Source organism: Blautia sp. 210820-DFI.6.14 (assembly GCF_020558815.1).
Taxonomy (GTDB): domain Bacteria; phylum Bacillota; class Clostridia; order Lachnospirales; family Lachnospiraceae; genus Blautia_A; species Blautia_A obeum.
In genome coordinates this window covers 534476-551559 of record NZ_JAJCKS010000001.1, presented here as the reverse complement: position 1 = coordinate 551559, position 17084 = coordinate 534476, and the positions used below count along the sequence as shown (strand labels likewise).

General features: G+C 38.9%; 15 protein-coding genes and 2 pseudogenes. 15 read left to right on the top strand and 2 right to left on the bottom strand.

Features of this window, described 5'->3' with window-relative positions; translation table 11 throughout:
* The first annotated feature begins 138 nt into the window (after positions 1–138).
* From LI112_RS02430 to LI112_RS02405, 6 genes and pseudogenes are all read left to right on the top strand, one after another.
* Entirely contained in the window at positions 139–1305 is a 1167-nt protein-coding gene (locus LI112_RS02430) for an APC family permease (RefSeq protein ID WP_227190176.1), read from the top strand.
* Positions 1306–1380: 75 nt separating this feature from the next.
* Positions 1381–1506 (top strand): annotated as a pseudogene (locus tag LI112_RS02425) (sporulation transcriptional regulator SpoIIID); the annotation flags it as partial.
* A 55-nt stretch (positions 1507–1561) separates the two neighbouring features.
* Positions 1562–1939, top strand: a complete 378-nt coding sequence (locus tag LI112_RS02420) for a TnpV protein (RefSeq protein WP_161233947.1) — start codon at positions 1562–1564, stop codon at positions 1937–1939.
* Between the two features lie 130 nt (positions 1940–2069).
* Positions 2070–2438, top strand: a complete 369-nt coding sequence (locus tag LI112_RS02415) for a BlaI/MecI/CopY family transcriptional regulator (protein ID WP_008707144.1) — start codon at positions 2070–2072, stop codon at positions 2436–2438.
* Between the two features lie 4 nt (positions 2439–2442).
* Complete coding sequence (locus tag LI112_RS02410) at positions 2443–4473, top strand: M56 family metallopeptidase (protein ID WP_306441515.1); 2031 nt, start codon at positions 2443–2445, stop codon at positions 4471–4473.
* A 30-nt stretch (positions 4474–4503) separates the two neighbouring features.
* Positions 4504–4935, top strand: coding sequence for a winged helix-turn-helix domain-containing protein (locus tag LI112_RS02405; RefSeq protein ID WP_022388636.1), 432 nt, complete (start codon positions 4504–4506; stop codon positions 4933–4935).
* A gap of 30 nt (positions 4936–4965) precedes the next feature.
* On the opposite strand, the gene LI112_RS02400 is transcribed toward LI112_RS02405, so the two are convergent.
* Positions 4966–6009 (bottom strand): DUF6076 domain-containing protein, encoded by a 1044-nt coding sequence (locus LI112_RS02400; protein WP_118137592.1) that lies wholly within the window; start codon positions 6007–6009, stop codon positions 4966–4968.
* Positions 6010–6325: 316 nt separating this feature from the next.
* On the opposite strand from LI112_RS02400, the gene LI112_RS02395 reads away from it, so the two are divergent.
* From LI112_RS02395 to LI112_RS02355, 9 genes and pseudogenes are all read left to right on the top strand, one after another.
* The gene (locus tag LI112_RS02395; protein WP_227190175.1) at positions 6326–6550 is read left to right on the top strand and encodes a helix-turn-helix domain-containing protein; all 225 of its coding nucleotides are present in this window, start codon (positions 6326–6328) and stop codon (positions 6548–6550) included.
* 180 nt (positions 6551–6730) lie between these two features.
* Complete coding sequence (locus LI112_RS02390) at positions 6731–7969, top strand: hypothetical protein (protein ID WP_008707136.1); 1239 nt, start codon at positions 6731–6733, stop codon at positions 7967–7969.
* Positions 7970–7990: 21 nt separating this feature from the next.
* Positions 7991–8695 (top strand): CHC2 zinc finger domain-containing protein, encoded by a 705-nt coding sequence (locus LI112_RS02385; protein WP_008707134.1) that lies wholly within the window; start codon positions 7991–7993, stop codon positions 8693–8695.
* A complete protein-coding gene (locus LI112_RS02380) occupies positions 8604–9953 on the top strand; it encodes a virulence-associated E family protein (RefSeq protein ID WP_008707132.1) in 1350 nt (449 codons plus the stop codon). The genes LI112_RS02385 and LI112_RS02380 overlap by 92 nt, the downstream gene beginning before the upstream one ends.
* Before the next feature lie 307 nt (positions 9954–10260).
* Entirely contained in the window at positions 10261–10437 is a 177-nt protein-coding gene (locus LI112_RS02375; RefSeq protein WP_171030313.1) for a hypothetical protein, read from the top strand.
* Positions 10438–10565: 128 nt separating this feature from the next.
* On the top strand, positions 10566–12239 hold the full coding sequence (locus tag LI112_RS02370) for an RNA-binding domain-containing protein (protein ID WP_215706689.1): 1674 nt from the start codon (positions 10566–10568) through the stop codon (positions 12237–12239).
* Between the two features lie 31 nt (positions 12240–12270).
* Positions 12271–13995 (top strand): hypothetical protein, encoded by a 1725-nt coding sequence (locus LI112_RS02365; protein ID WP_015541718.1) that lies wholly within the window; start codon positions 12271–12273, stop codon positions 13993–13995.
* A gap of 119 nt (positions 13996–14114) precedes the next feature.
* Positions 14115–15650, top strand: a complete 1536-nt coding sequence (locus LI112_RS02360; protein WP_118137600.1) for a recombinase family protein — start codon at positions 14115–14117, stop codon at positions 15648–15650.
* Positions 15637–15789, top strand: a pseudogene (locus LI112_RS02355) (sporulation transcriptional regulator SpoIIID); the annotation flags it as partial. The gene LI112_RS02360 and the pseudogene LI112_RS02355, both read left to right, overlap by 14 nt.
* A gap of 73 nt (positions 15790–15862) precedes the next feature.
* On the opposite strand, the gene LI112_RS02350 reads toward LI112_RS02355, so the two are convergent.
* Positions 15863–16951, bottom strand: a complete 1089-nt coding sequence (locus LI112_RS02350; protein WP_227190174.1) for a histidinol-phosphate transaminase — start codon at positions 16949–16951, stop codon at positions 15863–15865.
* Positions 16952–17084: the final 133 nt, after the last annotated feature.

Here is a 17084-nt window from a genome sequence, read left to right as displayed (position 1 = left end):
CAGAAAAATTTTGGTGGATAATTGAATTGTGCATTAAAAAACTCCGTGCTATAATGCAATCAATTTCAAAGAAGCGAAGTGCAAAGGGGCATCAACAATCGTTGATGTCCCTTTTTGTCGTTTATGGAGATGAAAGATATGCAGACAGAAGAAATTTTAAGTGCAGGGATTGATATTGGAACATCAACTACACAGTTGGTGTTCAGCAGAATGCTTCTTCAGAATACGGGAGGTTTTGGAAAGATTCCACAGATCAAAGTGATCTCCAAAGAGGTCATCTACTCTGGTAAAGCACAGACTGGATTTATCTTTTTCTTCTGGGGTTGTGCGATCGCATGGTTCCTGTATATGATTCCTAAGATCCATCTGGAATATTTTGGTGGAATTGCAATGGATTCACTGCCACCTTTTAATGAACTGATGTACATCTTTGGTCTTGTATGGTGGTGCTATACAGGTTTTGAAACCTGTGTATCTATGGGTGCTGAAACAAAATACCCACAGTATACACTTCCAAGAGCTTTAAAAGTATCTGTATTCCTTGTATTTGTATGTAATGCATTATTCCAGTGGTTCCTGGTTGGTCTTGTACCGCACAAATTCTATCCACTGCTTGCAGCAGCAGATGCTCCTTATGCAGAAGGTCTGGAGGCAGCAGGACTTATCGGATTCCCGATCATCCTTCTCTGCATCGGAATTGCATTTGGTGGTGACCTGTCTACGATCAACCCTGGTATTGCAGCTCCGGCAAGATATATCTATACAATGGCAGAAGATAAATCTCTTCCTTCCTTCTTCTGCAAAGTACATCCGAAATACAAAACACCATACACTGCAGTTGCAGCAGTAGGTATTATCAATATCATTTTGATCGCAACAGGTTCTATCAACTATATTGCATCTGTATCGTTGATTTCTCTGGCACTCTGTTACATCATTGGATGTCTTGCATATCTGGGGCTGAAGAAAAATTATCCGGATATGAACAGACCATATGTAGCTCCTGGTGGAAAATTCGGCTGCTGGTTCACGATCGTTGTGTATATCTTCATGCTGATTTTCGCAGACAGAGTAGCACTTGCTACCTCTGGAGTAGTAACCGTAGCAGCAATCATTTACTGGGCAGTCTTTACCAGAAAACATGAGAACAAGATCCCGACAATTGAGGAAGAGATCGGTGTTCTCGAGGAGCCATCTCCGGAAGAAAAAGCAAAGATGGACAAAGAATACAATATCTGGAAGATTGCCACAATTGTTGCGACGATCATTGCACTTGGAATTTATATTATTCCGGTGCTCTTCTAAGAGATAAATAAGTAAGACATACCACATAAATCCCCCGCATACACTGTAAAAACGGTGTCTTCGGGGGATTTTTCTTTGAAGGATTATATCGAAGAACGTGCAGTGGAGATTGCACATTACATAATAGAAACAAAAGCGACAGTACGACAGACGGCGAAAAAATTTGGGATCAGTAAGAGTACAGTACATATAGAAGTAACAAAATAGAACGGTTCGTTTGGGCAATATATTAAACAAAATCAAGGAGGAACGAACCATGAAGGAACTGAAACCAAGAATTACAGAGAATGGCATCGAATATGTGCTTGTCGGGGACTATTACATCCCGGATTTGAAGTTTCCGGAGGAAAACCGACCTATCGGTAAGTACGGACAGATGCATAGGGAGTATCTGAAAGAGCAGTGCTACGGTAGATATTCCAGTTTACTGCTGACCGGAAAACTTTGGAGCTATCTGGAGGATTTGGACGAACAAGCGGAGGAACGGTTTACGTGTATTGTTGATCAGATGAAAGCGGCTGAGGGAGTGACGGAGGAATTGAAGCGGAAAGATGCTATGCTTTGGGTACAACGGTGTAATAATATTAGAAACAGAGCAGAAGAAATTGTACTGAACGAAATGGTTTATATTTAGTATGGAGCAGTCAGCCGAAAGGCTGGCTGTTTTTCTTTTCCTAGCGACAGAAAATGATTGACAATGCTATAAGACTGTGGTAGTCTGAAAACAAGAACAGACTACTGTAGTCTTATAGGAGGCGAAACAAGTGACAGAGGAAAATATCAAACTTTTTGATTCGGAATTAAAGGTAATGGATGTTCTGTGGAAGGATGGTGACGTGCCAGCGAAATATGTTGCAGATACTTTAAACAGAGAAGTCGGCTGGAATAAAAACACAACGTATACATTGATTAAGCGGTGTATCAATAAAGGCGCGATTGAACGAACGGAACCGGGATTTATGTGCCATGCGCTTATAGCAAAAGAACAGGTACAGGATCTGGAAACAGATGAACTTATTGATAAGATATATGATGGATCTGTTGACAAGTTGTTTGCGGCACTTCTTGGCAGAAAAAAACTTTCTATGGAGCAGATTAAGAACCTGAAGCAGATCGTCAGTGAATTGGAATGAGGTGATGTATATGAGCCTGCTGCAAATGAGTTTTCTGGGAACGGTTATTATTTTACTTATTGTGGTATTAAGGGCTGTGCTTATCAACAGATTACCGAAGAAAACATTTTTGATTTTATGGTGGATTGCATTAATACGGTTATTAGTTCCATTTTCCATAAAATCAGTCACAAGTATTTATTCTCTGTTGCAGAGTATTTATTCTGATATAAACCCAGTGAGAACGGCGCAAACGACAACATTTTTACCCATTCATGGGAATATGCCTGAGATAGCAAATGGATTATCAGAGGCTATGGTACAGAGAACAGAATCCATTTCGATTTTGAGTGTAATATGGCTGGCAGGTCTGTTACTTTGTTTTGGATTTTTTGCGGTTTCCTATATAAAATGTTATCGGGAATTTCGATTTTCGCTGCCTGTTGAAAATGATATTTTGGAAGCATGGAAGGAAAAACATCCACTAAAAAGGAGTCTATCCATCCGGCAGACAGAAACCATAGCTGCACCACTTTCTTATGGTGTGATTCGCCCAGTTATTTTAATGCCGAAAAATACAGAATGGAAAAATATTTATCAGCTTCGTTATGTGTTGGAACATGAATATGTGCATATCAGACGGCTTGATATGCTTACAAAGCTGATAATGATTGCTGCAGTATGCATTCATTGGTTTAATCCTCTTGTGTGGGTAATGTATATTCTTTTTAACAGAGATTTGGAATTATCCTGTGACGAAACCGTAGTCCGTAGATTTGGAATGGATATAAAGTCGGTATATGCAACTGCTTTAATATCTATGGAAGAAAAAAAGAGCGGACTGACACCATTATGTAACAGTTTCAGTAAAAATGCGATTGAAGAGAGGATAAGAGCAATTATGAAGATAAAGAAGACATCTAAGTTTGCAGTAATTATAAGTGCAGTATTGGTAATTTGCGTGACAGGTGGATTTGCAACTTCCGCATCATCCTTGGAGAAAAAGACAGAGACAGCGCAAGAAAACGGTGAAACAACAGTTGCTTTAAACGAAGTGAATATCCGGGAAGATGAATCACTTTCAAGTTCGGATGTGGAATGGTGGACAGCAGAAGAGTATGCGAAATGGCTGGACGAGGAAAAAGAAGTTCTGCAGTCTATGATTGGTGAAAAAGCTTATACAGGCGGCGACGGATGGTTTGTATGGACACAGGAAAAGGTAGATGAGACGATTGCACTTTATGAGGATAATCTTCAAAAAATAAAAGATGGGATGAAGTTGTCGAAATCATCTGATGATGCAGTGGGAATTACAATGGCATATTCTCCGGAAAATATAGAATATGCGAAGCAGGAAGCAGAAACGGTCACCGAAAATAAAGACAGTAATGAAAATGTATTCAGCGAAGAACAGCTTTCTGAATATGCAAAAGCGGGAATAACTTACCAGAAAGAAACAGGATTTCTGATGTATGATGGAAAGACCATTGGATATTTCCGGGATGAGTTTAAGCCGGGTACTTATACAATAAGTTCCAAACGTGGAGGTACGCTTCGAGTTGAAGTGCAAAGGGAAAACTATGGCACCATCACAGACGTAAAGGCAGAACCGTTATCAGATGATTTTTGGTCAGAACCGGCGGCATTGGTTGAAAGTTCCGGCGGAGAAGCTGTAACTGCAGATGAAATGAAAGGATCTGTTTTTGAAGAAGGAGGAAGTGAGAACATAGCGGCTGATGACATGGGCGAATATAGCAGTGAAGAGGGAAAAGGTCTTAATATTGCTGTTCCACAGGAGTATGCTGATTATGGAGTATCCTGTGATGCTCAAGGAAACTGGGTTTATAATGGTAAGATTATAGCAGATTTATATGATGAGGGAAGGGGAATCTTTTCTAACAGCAACGGCACTATGTACATTGAAGTAACGAGAGACAAAAGTGGAAAGATTAGCAGCTTTCAAAAAGTAAGCAAAAATAGAATGCAGGAATTATTTGCTGAATTTAATCCGGAAACGGAAACATTTGCGGAATATAATTCAGAGGCGAAGCATTAAGTTAGTGCTAAATGAAACGAGGATGATTAAGTGGGAAAAATATTGCTGGTATCATTCGAGGGAGATGAGGAAGAGTTGGTAAATTCTGTTATTTCCGTGTTAGATTCCGGCAGAGAAAAATTCCTTTTTCAGGAAATACAACTTCAATCGAAAATAAGGCATAAGGGTATAGCGATTGATTTGAAACGGAGGGAAGTTGTTCGTGATAATAGAAAAATAGAATTAACTTACACCGAGTTTGAAATCCTGCAGTTATTAGCACAAAATCCAGGAAGGGTATTTAGTAAGGAGCAGATTTATGATGTAGTCTGGAAAGAAGCCTATTCTGGCGATTACAATATTGTCATGAGTCATATCAGCCATATTCGTGAGAAGATAGAAGATGATCCGGGCAACCCGGTATATATTCAAACCGTCTGGGGTGTAGGATACAAGTTTAATGAGAGGGCAGGCAGCGAGTAAATTCGCTGCCTTTCCTTTACAGGGATGGATTCAGATTTCGCTGAGTTTCAAGATAATATTGCTCTGCTGATACAGCCAGTCCGTGAATTCCGTTGGCTTGGTTGTTCCTGCCTTTACAGCTTTCTTACGCCGCAGAGCTTCTTTCTTAAAAAGGTCAAACGCAGTTTTCATTTCTTCCAGACGTTCAATCGGAAAATCAGCAGTTTTTTTGGATTTATTGATTTTATTACGCCAATTCTGGCATTCATTTTTATAAAGCAAATCATAGTTATTTTCTCTGGCTCGTTCATCAAATTCCCTTTTATTTTGAAGTGCCTGTGCTTTACGGCACTTATCACTGCATAGTTCATAACGCTGGTTTTTTGCCAGAAAATATTTTCCACAGACTTTGCACTGACGGAAACAAAGGCCCCAGTCATTCAGCCGATTCAAGTAATAAGTGATAAGCGGATAAAAAGAGCTGTAGGCAGCTACGCATTCTGTTCTGCGCCTATTATCCGGAAACCAAAGTTCAAGTCGAGTGATTTCAGCAGGAGTGTTGCGGAAATAAAGACTGCCAGTATGAAAACGTTCTGGTTTTCCGGTATCAGAATTAAAATTCATGACATTTTCTGTTTGGAATGCCTGAGTCAAAATTTGGATTTTTTCTATAAAACGATCACAGGCAGTATTACGGTCACGATATTCCCTTGTAACAAGATATTCATTCCAAATACGGAATGTAGCATACATTCTCACCGGATCACCGGTGAGATATTTTTTTGCCAGAAAATCACCAGCAGTCTGTTCCAGTGCAGGCTGTTTCCAACGGTTAGTGTGCAATGCATCACGTAGGGGAGCAAGTCCATATATATTCCAGTTCTTTTCTTTATCATATTCAAAATCTATCAGAAAACGTCCTAGAGGACGTGTTATATCATATATGACATCGTTATCTTTATTTCCGTCCAGTCGAAAACGGATTTGCTGTTCCGTTCCGATTAAAATTCGCTCCTTCATTTTGTCTCTATCCAATGCCAGAACGAAGAGGATGTGGTCGTAGCAAGGTTCTTGCCTTATAAATTGATAAGCCATTTCTATTTGCTCCTGTTTTGTATGGTAATTTTAAAAAATATAATATTAGTTACATTTATGGTATCGCGAAAGTATTGAAAAGTCAAGATGAGATTGATAAGATACGATTGCATGGTAATTTCGTACTATGCAGTGTACTTTGACAACTTTATGACCGTCTAACCTGAGATAAACCGCCATGACCTTCGATAAAAGAAGTGAGCGCATCCGAATGGATGACGTGTTGTATGCTTTGACAGCAGTATGACTCAGGAAACAGGAAAGATAAAACGGCAATGAGAAGCTAAAAAAATGAGATCAAAAATGGAGGAACAACATGAGTGAAAATAAGAGATTAAACAATTATGATGAACTGCCTCTTGTACTGGATGTGGCTGATATTCAGCGGATTATGGGGATTTCCAGAGTAACGGCTTATGAACTGGTTCATACACCCGGTTTTCCGGCATTTCGAAGCGGCAGATTAATTAAGGTTAATAAAATTGCTTTTTTCGAATGGATGGCAAAGGGGAATGGAAGGGTGCCGGAGAATAGTAACTAAATCTGGAGCAGAGCGGAGAGCGAAGTCTTTTGTGCAGGTTAAGGGCGGCAGCCATTGCCCAGTGAGTTGATGCGTGCGTCTACTCGTACTGGGTATTACCTGACGCAAATTCACGCAGGTTTGCAGCTTCGCTGCCTTATTTAATTTGGAAAAACGTGAAAAAGGAGGGCAAGAAAATTATTGAAAGCAACAAGACACAATGGACGCTCCGGGAAAAATGGCACTTATAATCCCAGGCATAATGATCGCCGTTTCGACTTGGAAAACAGTGAACATATTGATGCTGGAAGAGTCAGAGAAAATATTTACTGGGACTGTTACCGTGGCTATACCACAATGCAGAACAGGGAAGAAGATTCTCAGGATATCAGTTTTGAGAAAATTGAATGTACTTTTTATCAGGAACATTATGGAAAATATATAGAAGCGCAGAATGAAAGAAATGCAAGAACCCGTCATACAGAGCGTAACCGATCTGTGGAAGATTTACTAAAGAACAATAAAACCTGTCCAGAGGAAACTATTTTTCAAATAGGAACAGTAGAAGAATCTGTTTCCTATGAAATATTACTTGCGGTTGTACAGGACTTTACAAAGCAGTTCACAAATCGGTTCGGTTCTCATGTCCATATTCTGGACTGGGCACTGCATTTGGACGAAGGAACGCCGCACATTCATGAACGTCATGTTTTTGATTGTGAGAATAAGTACGGGGAAATCTGTCCCCAGCAGGAAAAAGCACTGGAAGAATTAGGGATTGCACTTCCAAAACCGGATAAACCTAAAGGCCGCAATAATAATCGAAAGCAGACTTTTGATGCTATTTGCCGGACAATGCTTTTTGATATAACTCGAAAATACGGGTTGCATCTGGAAGAAGAACCGTCTTATGGAGGGCGAGATTATCTTGAAAAGCAGGATTATATCCTGTTTAAGCAAAAGGAACAGATGAAAAACCAGACAGAAATACTGGATACACTTACTTTGAAAATTGAAGAAGTAGAAGCTTTGATCGATGAAGTTTCAGATATTGCTTACGACAAAGCTGTGGAGGTTGTGACGGATGAGGTCAGAGTGGAAACCCATAAAGAAGACATTCGTCTGGTAGAACAGTCAAAGGCGTGGGTGCTTTCCCCTGAGCGCAAGGCTTCCCAAAAAGAAAGAACTTATGCTGTAAGTCGATTGGACGGAGTAATTACCAAAATTACAAAAGCTATGCAGACAGCAGTTAAAACAATCCAGACCACGCTGATAAAACCGGAAGTCAAAAAGGTGAATACCGAACAGATTAAGAAAAAAGCCAGAAGTTCCATTCTGGATAGGCTGGCAAAAGCAAAAATTACTGCGGAACAGGAGAACCGAGAGCGATGGGAACACGAAGGAAGAACTAAATTGGGAAGGAACGATATGGAGTTGTGATGTAAAGAAAAGAGGAAAAGGATGAATATATTTGAAGCAGTTAAACAGTCTGTGACTACCCGGCAGGCTGCAGAAAGCTATGGAATACGGGTAAACAAGAATGGAATGGCGGTCTGTCCATTTCACCGTGACAAGAATCCAAGCATGAAAGTGGACAGGCGTTTTCATTGTTTCGGATGTCAGGCAGATGGGGATGTGATTGATTTTACGGCACACTTGTACAATTTAAAACCAAAAGAGGCGGCAGAGAAATTGGCAAGAGATTTTTCTATACATTATGAGAACATGGGGCACAGCCCGCCACAGAGAAAACAAATCAAACGACAGCTAACACAGGAACAGAGGTATCTGCAGGCAGAAAATAGATATTTCCGTGCACTGGCAGATTACCTGCATTTGTTGAAACAGTGGAAAGAAGAGTGTGCTCCGAAACAGGTGGAAGATGTCTGGCATCCGCTGTTTATGGAGGCATTGGAAAAAATATCAGAAACAGAGTACCTGTTGGATACATTATTATCAGGCACATTAGAAGAACGAGTTGCCGTAGTGGTGGCTCATGGGAAGGAGGTGACAGCGATTGAACAGAGAATTTCAGACTTTATCACCACAGACACGACAGGAATTGTGCGAAGTAATGGATATAATGGAAACGGAGTTGACAGTAGAGGAAATCAGAGAACAACTGGAAATGACACAGAAGGGTGCTGTGAAAAACAATCGGCATAACTGTAAGCTAATTTTAGAACATGATCCTCTGTTAAAAGATGTATTCCGGCACAATATTTTGACTGAGCAGACAGACATTGTAAAACCCGTGTGGTGGGAACGGATAAGCCCGGCATTCACAGATATGGATTTGAACTATATTATGCTTTATTTGGAAGAGACTTACGGTTTGACGATGGATAAGATTGTGCAGAAAAGTATTGTCCATCAGGCAGATCGGAACAAATATCACCCTGTCCGGGATTATTTGAACAGTCTGCAATGGGATGGGCAGGAACGTATCCGCTATGTGCTGCATCATTTTCTTGGTGCACCTGTGGATGAGTTGACCTATGAAAGTATGAAAATGTTTTTGCTGGGAGCTATTGCCCGTGCGTTCCGCCCCGGAATTAAGTTTGAATATATGCTCTGTCTGGTCGGGGGTCAGGGCGTGGGAAAATCTACATTTTTTCGTTTCATGGCAGTAAAGGATGACTGGTTCACTGATGACATCGGCAAACTGGATTCGGAAAAAGTTTATTGTCAGCTTCGTGGTCATTGGATGATTGAAATGTCTGAAATGGTCGCAACGGCACGCTCTAAGAGTATTGAGGAAACAAAGAGCTTTCTGAGCAGGCAGAAAGAGACTTATCGGGATTCTTATGCAGTATATGCTCTTGATCGTCCGAGGCAATGTGTATTTGGAGGAACATCCAATATTAAGCGATTCCTGCCGTTTGACCGTACCGGAAATCGAAGATTCGTTCCGGTTCAGACGAACCGGGCAGAGATGGAGGTTCATATCCTCGAAAATGAGAAGGAATCCAGACAGTATATTGATCAGGTGTGGGCGGAAGCAATGATGTTGTACCGTAATGGAAATTTTAAACTGGCGTTTTCAAAGGAAACAGAAACACAGCTTGATAAACTGCGGCAGGAGTTCATGGCGGATGATACGGAAGCCGGAATGATACAGGCATGGCTGGATGAACATGAAGACAGAAAAGTCTGTTCATTGATGCTTTTTAAAGAGGCACTGGACAATCCTTATGTAAAGCCGAAGAAGGCGGAGACAGACCGCATCTGTGAAATCATGAATACAAGCATTGTGGGTTGGAAACAGGGGACGATGACAAGATTCAAGGATTACGGTACACAGCGTTCGTGGGTATGTGTAAACGAAAACTGTAAACGAGACGCAAAAGACTTAAAAAATGAAAATGACTGGCATCCGATTACTGAGAAGGAAGCCCGGCAGGTGGAGTTACCTTTCCAGTAAAATGCCAGTCAGGTTTACGGTAGTTGGCGTGTTGTTTACACTTTTTTCTATGGATATTGCTTTGACTTGTAGAATTTGTAAACAGTAAACAGATATATAAGAGTAATTTGGTATTGAGGAAAGAAAACTGAAAAAACAAAAAGAATTAGATTTTTTGGAGTTTGTTTACAGCGGTGGTTTACAACAGGGATGCCCCTTTGACCGGCATCTATTTAAGTTGAACAGGAATGGCATTTGGCAGGACTATTTCAAAAAACATTTTCATAGTTATGGACAAAGACATACGGGAGGAGGTGGAAATTCCGCTATGAAAAAGAGAAAACTTAATTATCGATTCCATAATCCAAACACAGCGGAAGTGACCGCCGACTATCTGTTAAAGATATTGATTGAAGCAAATGCAAGTAAGGTGGAACAGGCAATACAAGAAGCAGCGGATGAGCTTCCCAATGAACCAAAACATGATGGAGGGTGTCCTGCGTAGCGCGTGGGATGCCTTTTATTTTTTTGCTATTGCTTGTGTTCTGTCTAAAAATCAGTTAAAATTAGTTCTAGAAAGTCATAGATTAGTCATAGAATTTAGTCATAGAAAATTTTGAAAGGCGGAAGAATATGATATATACGGATAGCCAATTAAAAGAAAAGATTGTTCGCATGATAGAATCCTTTGAAAATGAAGTTGTAGAATTTAAAGAAGCACGCACAAATTATTCGTTTAATGACATTGGTAAATATTTTTCTGCACTTAGCAATGAAGCAAATCTTCGGGGATTACAGGAGGCGTGGCTGATTTTCGGAATTTCGGATGATAAACGATATGTAGGAACGGAATTTCGGAAACAGGGAAGTCTGCAAAGTTTGAAAAAGGAAATCGTAAATGGAACCAATGAACGATTGACATTTCTGGAGATATACGAACTGACAATGGAAAAATGTCGAGTGATAGCATTTCAAATTCCTCCAGCTATTAGGGGGATTCCGACAACATGGCAAGGGGCAGCGTATGCCAGAGAGCATGAATCTATATCACCGCTTCCGATGAATAAAGTAGATCTACTTAGAAGTCAAATAGGAATGGATTGGTCAAAAGAAATTGTAGAAGATGCAACGATAGAAGACTTGGATGAAGAAGCGATTAAAAGAGCAAGAGAACTTTTCTCAAAACGTCAGAGTGATCGAAAAAAAGCACAGGAAGTTTTAAAGAAACTGTCTGATATTGAGGTTTTAAATAAAGCTGGTATTACAATAAAAGGAAAAATCACCAGAACGGCATTATTGTTATTAGGAAAAAGTGAGGCTAAATATTTCTTTGATGGCTTTATTCCTAGAATTACCTGGACACTTTATAATGCAGATAATTCGGTAAAAGCTTATGAACATTTTGATATACCGATGTTAATGGCAGTGGATAAGGTATATTCCAGGATCAGAAATGTAAAGTATCGTTATATTGCCGGACAGCAGACTTTGTTTCCGGATGAAGTAGATCAATATGAACCAGAGCTGATCAAAGAGATTATTAATAACTGTATTGCTCATCAGGACTATCGCTTGCGTGGAAAAATCAACGTAGAGGAATTTGAGGACAGACTGGTATTTATCAATGAGGGGGCTTTTATACCAGAAACTATTGAACAAGCACTGGAACCGGGATATAAACCACCGTATTATCGAAATGTGTTTTTGTGTAACGCAATGGTAAATCTGTATATGATTGATACAAATTCAATGGGAATACCAATGATGTATCAGATACAGCGTGATAAATGCTTCCCATTGCCGACATATGATTTGAACACAATTAATAGAGTTACAGTGACTGTGTACGGAAAGATATTGGATAAGAATTATACTCAGCTTTTATATTCCAATGAAGATTTAGATATGAGAACTGTATTTTTGTTGGATAAAGTTCAGAAACAGGAAGTAGTTTCTAAAGAAAGCTTTAAGGATTTGAAGAAAAAAGGTCTTGTGGAAGGACGTTATCCTAATGTTTTTGTATCTTTCAAGGTGGCAGATATTGTCGGACAGAAAGCTGCTTATGTTCGAAATAAAGGGTTAGATGATGATATTTGCAAGCAGTTAATTATAAAAGCACTTCAGTCAATGGGAGAAGCCAGCAAAAGAGATTTAATGGAAGTACTGGAAAAAGCATTGCCAGAAGTACTTAGCGATGAACAGAAATCGAAGAAGGTTTCTAATTTGTTACAGGCAATGAAAAAGGATGGAATTGTTGTTACAACAGGAACTAATAGGTATGCAAAGTGGTACTTGATAAAAAAATGATTGATTTACAAAAATGCGAGGGGGATGAAAAATGAAATATATTACACAAGATTGGACATCTACTAAGGATGGATATTTATTTTTTGTTCAAAGACTACAAGAAATGTTGTTTCATTATTCAGATGATATTGTTAAAGCGCCTGTTCATAATACACAAACATTATTAGAAGAATATGTTGATACTGAAAAAGATGTGGTGAAAGGGAGTATTAAGCAATATCAATTAGATATAATTGCAAAAGAGATTAAGTCGAGTTTAATGACAGACGTTATTGTTCGAGAGTTGTATAAATATGAAGTTATTGAAGAGATGGCAAAATTTTTAGATAAAGATCAAAGAACAGCGGTACATTATATATTCAATAAGATACCAAAGAAAAAGTACTATGAAATATGTTGTAAATACTTGAAAGAAAATTTGTCGGAATCAAACCGTAAAACAGAAATTGAAAAAGGACTTCGTGCTTGGCTTGCTTTTTTGCTATGGCATGGATATTCATCGGAATATATATATAGATTCCTGAGAAATATATTTGAGGAAAGTATAAATGATCCAGAAAAAAAAGCACAGATTTTTTTGAATAGGTTTGATTTTGAAATTGGTAAATACAAAGTGTACTTTGTTTTTTATGAAAAATTAAAGCCATATCAAAAGTTGTTAAATGAAAGATTGCATATTTCGTTTGAAGATGATGGTTGCTTTAAACAGATTAAAAGAAAGCAAAAGTCCTTTATAGGGGTTATGGAAACAAAGGCATATGATAATTATTCAGCAATGAAACGAGCGTATTCTGCATTAGAAATTTTTTTGAGATATTTAGAAGTTTTTTTGAATGATAATATCAGTGTAATAGGTAAAAACGGATTGGTAATTCGACAAGATACCCAAGAGGGAATAATTCTTCCCGTAAAAGCGTTTGGGTATAAAAGTATCAAGCCTGAGCCACGAGAAAATTTTAAAACTGAAATAGATACAATTGTTTTGGGATGCCAAGAAAAAGGAAAGGAAACTTATTCTCAGCTTAATAAGATTGTTGATTTGCATAATGCGGCATTAAATCAACAAGACTTAAATGATGCATTTCTTAATTTGTGGTCAGCGTTGGAGGTTGCAAGTGTTACAGATAGTTCAAAATCCAAAATTGAAAGCGTTACTGATAATATAGTTTCCATTCTACAAAATGACTATTTCGAATGCATATTTTCTAATATACTTGACGATTTGAAAAATAATTTAGGTAATCGAAAAGTAAGTTTGTTGCTTAAAGATATAACAGAATTCGATAAAGAGATTTGTAAAATCGCAGGCTTTATATTTCTTGAAAAATATGAGAAATATCGAGAAGATTATTTTGCGAATGAGCTTAAGTATTATCCCAATATACGTTATAAAATATATAACTTATATGAGCAAAGAGAAAATCGCGAAAAATTATGGCATCTTTCCGAAAAGTATTGTCAAAGAATTGAATGGCATCTTTATCGCTTATATAGGCTTAGAAATGCTATTGTTCATGCAGGGGAAAGCCATAAACGAATACAAATGTTAGGAGAACATTTGCATATCTATGTGGATCGTGTAATTCTTGAGTTGATGGTTAAATTAGCAAAAGATAAATGCCTTGGGACGATACAAGATGTTTTTACAGATACATATTTGTTATTGAATAAAAAGAAAAAAAATTTAAAAGAACCAGGTAATGTTGATGAACAATCCATTATGCTATTGTTAGAAAATTTTTTTATCGAAGAGTAATGCATATAAGGAATATTCTGAAGAAAGGGTATTCCTTATTTTGCTATTTACAATTATATTTTAGATGGTACAATAAAGTTGTAACAGAACGACTTAAATATAACAGAAAGGTATTAGATATGAATATAGCTGCTTATTGTCGTGTCTCCACTGATAAAGCTGATCAGCTCAACAGTCTGGAAGCTCAAAAGCAATTTTTCTCTGAGTACACCCAGCGTACTGGTGACAACTTAGTTAGATTATATGCAGATGAGGGTATTTCAGGCACGAAAATAAAAAATCGAAAAGAATTTTTACGCATGATGGCTGATGCTGAACATGGACTATTTGATATGGTAGTAGTAAAGGACATCTCTCGCTTTGCCAGAAATACTGTAGACCTTCTGCAGAATGTCCGCAAACTGAAAGCATTAGGAATCGAGACACAGTTTTTGACGGCCAACATGACCAGCATGGGAAACAGTGAATTTGTTCTGACAATCTTCGGTGCATTGGCGCAGGAAGAAAGTGCCAATACTTCAAAGCGTGTGAAATTCGGCAAGAAAATGAATGCTGAAAAAGGACGAGTTCCGAATATTGTGTACGGATATGATAAAACCATTGGAGATTACTTTAATTTGGCAATCAACGAGGAAGAAGCAGCTGTTATCAGGCAGATTTATAAATGGTATATCGAAGAAGGATATGGTGCCGCCAAGATTGCAAACATGCTGAATGCGAAAGGTATCCGAACAAAGCGTAATTGTCAGTGGAGCCAGAATGCGACGTGCCGGATTTTAACGAATGAACTTTATACCGGAAAAATTATCAACGGCAAGCAGGAAGTAGCTGACTTCCTGACTGGACAGAGAACGGAAAAAGACGAGACGGAGTGGATGGTAACAGAACGTCCGGAACTGCGGATTATTGAGCCGGAAATGTATGAAAAGGCACAGGAGATTTTGGAGTGCAGAAGCAAGACTTTTAAATTAACAAAGGAACGGCAGAGCAATAAGTATTTGTTTTCTACTCTGATTAAATGTAAGGAATGTGGCTGGTCATTTCGACGAACTGTTCGTACTTATAAGAATACTTATATTCGCTGGGTATGTTCCGGTCATAATGGACGTGGGGCGGATAGCTGCCCGAATGCTCAGACAGTGGACGAGGAAGAGTTGATTGAAGTTCTGTCCGAATACTTTTCCGAGCTGCTGAAAGCAAAGAAAAATGTAATTCGTCACGTAACAGGCGAATTCCAGAGGGTTTACAAAGCCAAGGATGAGAACCTGAATTACGAAAAGGAATTGAACGCACAGCTTCACAAGCTTCAAAAAATGCGTCAGAAATACATGGATATGTACACCGATGACCTCATTACACGTGAGGAACTGAATGAAAAAATCGGCGGCACAAAACAGGAAATCGAGCGTCTGGAGAATGAGTTGAAAATGGTTGCTTATCACCTGACAAAAGGTGAACAACTGGAAATAATCTTGAATCGCACGTTTAAAGAGATTGAAGATATTTCCGATGTTCACCAGATGACCAATGCACAGCTTAAACGGATTATCCAGAAAATTGAAGTAGACAAGGATGGTAACGTAGATATTTACTTACGAATCTTCGGTGATTTAGGCTTAGATGAAACCGTTCTAATTAGTGACAACCAAACATAAAGATGTGACAGACCGGCTGATCCAGATCAATCCGGCACTGGCGGGAGAGGCGCGTAAGATTCTGGATGTGAATAAAGAAGAACGTCACATCCGTGGCGGACTTGCTACCCGGGAGAAATATCTGCATATGCATCATTGAAAACAGCAAAATGGGAGATGCTCAGGAACAGTTAAGAATATACGCATAAAAGTATAAAAAAGAAGCAGCTGGATCACAGCTGCTTCAGTACGTCTAACAATCGTGTATTATCTTCAGGCATCATGATGCAGAACCGGATAAATTCTCCGTCCAGGCACTGGAAAGAAGAACAGTCACGAATCATCAGCCCTTTTTTGATGCAGGCTTCAAATACATCTGCGGAAGTCAGGCCTTCTTTCTGAATTTTCAGAAGGATAAAGTTTGCATATGCCGGATAGACCTTGAAGATTGGAAGCTTTTTTAATTCAGTTTCCATCCGGTCACGTTCACCGAGGATCAGATCACGTGTCCTGCGGAAATAGTCATGGTCAAGGAGCATTTTTTCGCCGGCAAATGCACCAAGACTATTCAGAGACCATGGCGTTTGCTTTTCTCTCATTCGGGCGAGAAATTCTCTGTTTCCTGTAATGCCATAGCCGAGACGCATACCCGGAGCCGCATAAAATTTAGATACACCACGCAGAACCATCAGATTTGTAAATTCTCTGGTCAGAGGAACCGCTGTTACTGCATTGATGTCCGGTGCAAATTCCACGTATGTTTCGTCAATCATGACAAAAATATTTTTTCCAGAACAGAACGCAATCAGCTTTCTCAAATCTTCCTGCATGATCGCAGAAGAAGTCGGATTATTCGGATTGCAGATGATCAGGAAATCATAGCCTTTTTCCAGTGTTTTACACAGATCATCCACATCCAGACTAAAGTTACGTTCTTCCTGTAGATGATAATATTCTTGTGTGCTTCCGGAGAAAGAAAGTTCTCTTGAATATTCGGAATAAGTCGGTCCGAGGATCAGAGTATGCTTTGGTGCACGTTCCTGGATTAGCAGAGAGATCAGTTCGCTGGAGCCATTTCCCGGAAGAATAAATTCTGCCGGAATCTGACAGTATGCAGCAATCGTATTTCGGAGGCTGACATAATCCCTGTCCGGATAAGAAGAAAACAGATCTATATTTTCTGCAATTTCTTTTTTGACAGAAGCAGAAAGACCAAGTGGATTGACGTTTGCTCCGAATTTAACGATATCTTCTTTATTCAAATGATAGTAAGCGCAAATTTTTTCTATATCACTTCCGTGAAAAACCATTTTAGTAGTCATTGGTATACACTCCTTTTTTCGCTATTTACTATAATAAAGCATGGAAGCGATTTTTACAATAGACAACCGACAGGGATGTGTTATACTAAAGAACATGAGTATTTAAAGCAAAGTCGTCGTTAAGACGATTTCG

Coding starts and splice junctions, on each gene's coding strand:
- LI112_RS02375 (WP_171030313.1), top strand. CDS start 10,261: ATGAAAAAGAGAAAACTTAATTATCGATTCCATAATCCAAACACAGCG.
- LI112_RS02395 (WP_227190175.1), top strand. CDS start 6,326: ATGAGTGAAAATAAGAGATTAAACAATTATGATGAACTGCCTCTTGTA.
- LI112_RS02430 (WP_227190176.1), top strand. CDS start 139: ATGCAGACAGAAGAAATTTTAAGTGCAGGGATTGATATTGGAACATCA.
- LI112_RS02400 (WP_118137592.1), bottom strand. CDS start 6,009: ATGGCTTATCAATTTATAAGGCAAGAACCTTGCTACGACCACATCCTC.
- LI112_RS02365 (WP_015541718.1), top strand. CDS start 12,271: ATGAAATATATTACACAAGATTGGACATCTACTAAGGATGGATATTTA.
- LI112_RS02370 (WP_215706689.1), top strand. CDS start 10,566: ATGATATATACGGATAGCCAATTAAAAGAAAAGATTGTTCGCATGATA.
- LI112_RS02410 (WP_306441515.1), top strand. CDS start 2,443: ATGTATATGAGCCTGCTGCAAATGAGTTTTCTGGGAACGGTTATTATT.
- LI112_RS02350 (WP_227190174.1), bottom strand. CDS start 16,951: ATGACTACTAAAATGGTTTTTCACGGAAGTGATATAGAAAAAATTTGC.
- LI112_RS02420 (WP_161233947.1), top strand. CDS start 1,562: ATGAAGGAACTGAAACCAAGAATTACAGAGAATGGCATCGAATATGTG.
- LI112_RS02380 (WP_008707132.1), top strand. CDS start 8,604: ATGGATATAATGGAAACGGAGTTGACAGTAGAGGAAATCAGAGAACAA.
- LI112_RS02360 (WP_118137600.1), top strand. CDS start 14,115: ATGAATATAGCTGCTTATTGTCGTGTCTCCACTGATAAAGCTGATCAG.
- LI112_RS02385 (WP_008707134.1), top strand. CDS start 7,991: ATGAATATATTTGAAGCAGTTAAACAGTCTGTGACTACCCGGCAGGCT.